Origin of the sequence: Methylobacter sp. (assembly GCF_036845245.1) — a bacterium.
Lineage (GTDB): Bacteria > Pseudomonadota > Gammaproteobacteria > Methylococcales > Methylomonadaceae > Methylobacter_A.
This window is the reverse complement of sequence record NZ_DAIUEH010000108.1, coordinates 1-4794: the sequence shown is the minus strand read 5'-3', so window position 1 is coordinate 4794 and position 4794 is coordinate 1. Positions and strand designations below refer to the sequence as shown.

The window sequence follows — 4794 nt, the reverse complement described above, 5'->3', positions numbered from 1 at the left end:
CACCGAACGGAACAGCACATCCACCGAGGGGCAATGACGGCTGACCGGCGGCCCTCCAACAATCTCAACGTGGTATTGCGCACCGCTGCGCTTGAGCAGCATATGCCGCCCGCCTTGGGCGATCAGCGCACGGCCGGGCATGACCCGGCGCCGTTCACCGCTTCGCGCACTTCAATCTGACACAGATTGTTCAGCCGGACCGCGATAGCGACGACCCGATCGGTGGTTTCGGCCATGGCGTGGCAGTTAGCCGGAAGGATGGCGTCCGCCGTCAATTTGGCCTGCACCGGTACCGCAGTCGATGCGGACAAGCGGCGCAGGTTGGCGCGGGCAGCCGCTTTAACGGCGACCACCAAGCTTTCGGAGTCATCCTGCAAAAATTGCTTGAGCCCCACTTTAGGCTTGGTAACGATGCTGACCGCGCCCGCCGCCAGCGCCTGCATGGTGGTTTCCGCGCCTTTCTCGGTCAGCGTGGAACAGATGACCACCGGCGTGGGCCGCTCGGCCATCAGTTTTTTCAAGAAGGTGATGCCGTCCATGCGCGGCATTTCCACGTCCAGCACAATCACATCGGGCCATTGCGTCTGCATGCGCGCCATCGCGAACACCGGGTCGGCAACCGCGCCGATCACGTTAATACCAGGATCTTGCGACAATGTTGTAGTCAATACCTGCCGTACGACTGCGGAATCATCCACTATCAGTACTTTAATCTGAGCCATCCCTATCTCCTGTTTATAGATTCATACTCAACGATGGACAGCACATGACTGTGCTTAACCCAAACCTCTCCACACTTCAAAACATACGCTACGATAGCCGCTGTCACTCAAATATTCGGCCACGCAGGTAAATTGATGTTGTTTTACCAGCCGACGTGCGGCTTTTACATTGAGAATAGTTTGATAAATAATCCTGAGGAATTTCCAGCATACGTTCCATCGGAAAAAGCCCGGTACGCACTTTTTCCAACACCCGCACACACAAGTCGGAGGCCACAATGTCCCACGGCGCACTCCCCATTACGTCATCCAGCAGCATCGCAATACTATAGGGTTCCTCACCGCCGGAACAGGCAGCACTCCAGATACGCAAAGGTTTGCCTGGTCTCCTAGCCGGCAAAATGCGCCGACTCAGAAAATCGAAATGTTTGGGTTCACGGCAAAAGTGCGTTTCGTTGGTGGTCAGCAAATCTACCGCCATTTGCAATTCCATTTTACAGTCGGCTGCGATGATCATTTGGAAATACTCGCCGTAGCTCGCCAGTTCGTAGTGTTTGATCCGCTTTGCCAGACGGCTGGCTACCAACGGCTTCTTGGCCGGAGACATGTTGATGCCGGCGATGCGGTAGATCAAATCGCGAAACTGTACGAACTCCTTCTCTTGCAACACTACGGCGGCAAGGTTAGATTTGTAAATCACATCAGCGGTCATTTTCCACTCCATTTAATTCAGTCATTGATACTGCAAAAATCGCCGTTGCGCATTTCACTGTAACGATATCTCTAATAACAGTGATATCCACATATATCGGTCTTTGCCATATATGAGCCGATGAAAATCAAGTAATCCGATACTAAGCAGGCGCCGGTTGCATACAGACCGATTTCTGGAAAAAGCAGCAACGCGATCTCATAGCAACGTGAAAACAATACAACGCTTACAACAGAAACTTTATCTCACTCCACGGCAGTCGAACTCACCACAGCCAGCGCCGCCATGTCATCCATCGACAACACATCCTGAATATTCAGGATGATCACGAACTTGCCGTTGATCTTACCCATACCGGCAATGAAGTCGACGCGAATGTTGGTACCGAACGTGGGCGCCGGTTCAATCTCGCCGGCCGGAATCTCCAGCACCGCATTCACTGCATCCACCATCACGCCGACGCTCTGGGTTTCCTCTGCTATCGCCGCTTCGATGATAATGATGCAGTTACGTCGCCCTACCGCTGTGGACGACTTGCCGAAACGGGCACTCAGGTCGATTACCGGCACCACCGCCCCCCTCAAGTTAATGACACCGCGGATGAAAGCCGGCATTCGCGGCACTTCGGTCAGTTGACCGTACTGGATGATCTCTTTGATCCGGAGTATGCTGACCGCATAAGTTTCACCGCTCAGCATAAAGGTCAGGTATTGCTGCGACTCCTCAAGCTCAGCACTTCCGACCGTAGTCGGCAGCGTCTGTACCGCGGGTGTAATTGCCTTCATAACCACCTCCTAAAACTTCACAAATTCGGCTTCGAGAGACGCCTGTTTTGTCGCCACTATTTTTTTAGTCGCAGGTTTGAAAGACTTAACCTTGGGAGCAGTCGCTATCGATATTGCACCTCGGCTATCACTCACGGTAAAAAATGCCATAAGCTCTTGTAGTTGCGCGGCCTGTCCACTCATCTCTTCCGAGGTCGCGGCCAACTCTTCCGATGAACTGGCATTCTGCTGGGTAATCTGGTTAAGCTGATCCATCGCGGTATTGATTTGGCTGACGCCTGCCGACTGCTCTTCAGAGGCCGCCGCGATTTCCTGTACCAGATCGGAGGTTTTTTTGATCGAAGGCACGATGGTGTCCAATAACTTACCGGCGCTTTCAGCCATATCGACGCTACTTTCGGCCAACTCGCCGATTTCCTGCGCGGCAATCTGGCTGCGCTCGGCCAGTTTTCTTACTTCGGCCGCGACCACCGCAAAACCCCGTCCGTGTTCACCGGCCCGGGCGGCTTCAATCGCCGCGTTCAAAGCCAGCAAGTTGGTTTGGTAAGCAATATCGTCGATGATGCCGATTTTACCGGCGATACTCTTCATCGCACTCACCGTCTGTTTAACCGCTTCACCGCCTTGTACCGCTTCACTGCTGGCCTGGGTCGCCATACCGTCGGTGACTTTGGCGTTTTCAGTATTCTGGTTGATCGAAGCCGACATCTGTTCGATAGAAGCACTGGTTTCTTCCACGCTGGCGGCCTGCTCACTAGTCGCTTGGCTCATGCTTTGAGCCGTGGAGGAAACCTCTTCACTGGCCGAGGCGATACTGGCAGCGGCGCCATTTACCTCGCTGATGACTTGCGAAAGTTTGGTGATGGTATTGTTAACCGTATCTTTAAACTCTTTAAGTTGCCCCATGTAGTCGCCGTTGACGGTTTGGGTAAGGTTGCCCTTCTCCATCTCGATAAGAACGGCCACAGTTTCGTTCACAGGCAAGACAATGCTGTCCAGCGTGTTGTTCACGCCTTCGATAATCTTGCGGTAATCGCCTTGGTGTCTACTGGCATCTGCGCGCGTTTGTAAACGCCCTTCACCCGCGGCAACCGATAGCATGTTGGCGTCGGCCACCAGAGCCTGAATATTAAGCTTGAGCAACATCAACCATTCATGAATCTGATCGTCACCGGACGCTTTCCCCATTTCTGCGGCCATGTCGCCATTGGCAATCTTGGTGACATAGGCAATCAGGTCGGACAGCCAGGTATGTACACCGTTAACGGCCTGTTTCATTTTGTCGTGATCGCCTTTGCACGCGATTTCCACACGCTGGCGCAAATCCCCACCGCTAATCAGGCTCAAAATACGGTTACCTTCGCCAATGGGGAGGAGTATGGCATCCAACATAGTATTGACGCCACCAACGATCTCGGCATAGGCGCCTTTGAACTGTTCCGGCTTGCCCCGTTCGGACAATAGCCCGTCCCTGGAAGCTTCTGTCAGGCGCTGTAGCTCCTTTTGCAGACCTTGCAGCGTCGTAGCTACATTGTTGACCGCCTGTTTCATCAGCTCGTGGTCACCCTTGTAAGTCTGAGCGATCAGCTCGTCAATCTTCCCGCCGGAAATCTGCGCAAGAATACGGTTACCTTCGCCAATCGGCAGGAGGATAGCGTCCAGCATAGTGTTGACACCACCAACGATCTCGGCATAGGCGCCTTTGAACTGTTCCGGCTTGCCCCGTTCGGACAGTAGACCGTCCCTGGAAGCTTCCGTCAGGCGCTGGAATTCCTTCTGCAGGCTTCGTTGCATTTCAATGATCCTAATCAGGCTCTTAGCCACCCTATCGTTTTCCGAGCGCACGTTGATCTTGACAGTCAAATCGCCTTCGGCTATAGCCTGAGCCGTAGTTGCTTGTTCGTTGATGGCGTCGATGACCAGATTGAGGTTATTTTTGATGATGTTGAAATCCCCGTTGTAAGAATCTGCGATCTTGACGAGGATGTTGCCCTTGGCAATGTTATCAACATAATCTGCCGCAACCTTGAAAGGCTGAACGATAGCATCCAGCATCTGGTTCATCGAATTACCAAACTGATGGGCCTCGCTATTGAACCCAGTGACATTGATACGCTCATTGAGTTGTCCTGCGAGAATAGCTTGTGTAACCCTTTCAATTTCGATAGCGGCTAGTTCTTTTTGGCTGTGATTGAAAAATAAATTAATTAATTTCATAGTGTCTCGTTGCTACAGGTTATTTTAAATTTAAGTTAAAAGGCGGGGGCATAACTCGAAACAGACCTTGCTCCTATTGTTGGAGCAAGGTTGATACTTCGATAATTAGCCTCGCTTAGCCACTACTTAGAATGGCCGACTCGGGGCCGCCCTAATATCTTTGTCTCGCTTCTACGCGTTGCATGGGAATCAGGTCATGCTTGCAGATTGATCAATTTCAAAACTGACAAGCGTCAACCGCAACCTACCATCAATTCATATTCACTATTTTTTAAGCCACTGCGGCTGTCATCTCGCCTCTTGCCCGTTCATGCTCAATCTGCCCCATCAGCCCCGGCACATCGACGATCAGCGCCAC

5 protein-coding genes are annotated in these 4794 nt (G+C 52.3%); all 5 read right to left on the bottom strand.

Going from position 1 to position 4794, the window contains the following annotated elements; all coding sequences use genetic code 11:
• On the bottom strand, nt 1–102 hold a 102-nt coding region (locus V7051_RS24330), incomplete at its 3' end, for a hypothetical protein (RefSeq protein ID WP_333879345.1).
• Between the two features lie 20 nt (nt 103–122).
• On the bottom strand, nt 123–722 hold the full coding sequence (locus V7051_RS24325) for a response regulator (RefSeq protein ID WP_333879344.1): 600 nt from the start codon (nt 720–722) through the stop codon (nt 123–125).
• A 103-nt stretch (nt 723–825) separates the two neighbouring features.
• Nucleotides 826–1434, bottom strand: coding sequence for a CheR family methyltransferase (locus V7051_RS24320; protein WP_333879343.1), 609 nt, complete (start codon nt 1432–1434; stop codon nt 826–828).
• A 245-nt stretch (nt 1435–1679) separates the two neighbouring features.
• The gene (locus V7051_RS24315; protein WP_333879342.1) at nt 1680–2219 is read right to left on the bottom strand and encodes a chemotaxis protein CheW; all 540 of its coding nucleotides are present in this window, start codon (nt 2217–2219) and stop codon (nt 1680–1682) included.
• A gap of 9 nt (nt 2220–2228) precedes the next feature.
• Nucleotides 2229–4436 (bottom strand): methyl-accepting chemotaxis protein, encoded by a 2208-nt coding sequence (locus V7051_RS24310; RefSeq protein ID WP_333879341.1) that lies wholly within the window; start codon nt 4434–4436, stop codon nt 2229–2231.
• Nucleotides 4437–4794 lie beyond the last annotated feature (358 nt).

Bases quoted from the DNA above. Each gene is read 5' to 3' on its own strand.
- V7051_RS24325 (WP_333879344.1), bottom strand. From the start codon at position 722: ATGGCTCAGATTAAAGTACTGATAGTGGATGATTCCGCAGTCGTACGG.
- V7051_RS24320 (WP_333879343.1), bottom strand. From the start codon at position 1,434: ATGACCGCTGATGTGATTTACAAATCTAACCTTGCCGCCGTAGTGTTG.
- V7051_RS24315 (WP_333879342.1), bottom strand. From the start codon at position 2,219: ATGAAGGCAATTACACCCGCGGTACAGACGCTGCCGACTACGGTCGGA.
- V7051_RS24310 (WP_333879341.1), bottom strand. From the start codon at position 4,436: ATGAAATTAATTAATTTATTTTTCAATCACAGCCAAAAAGAACTAGCC.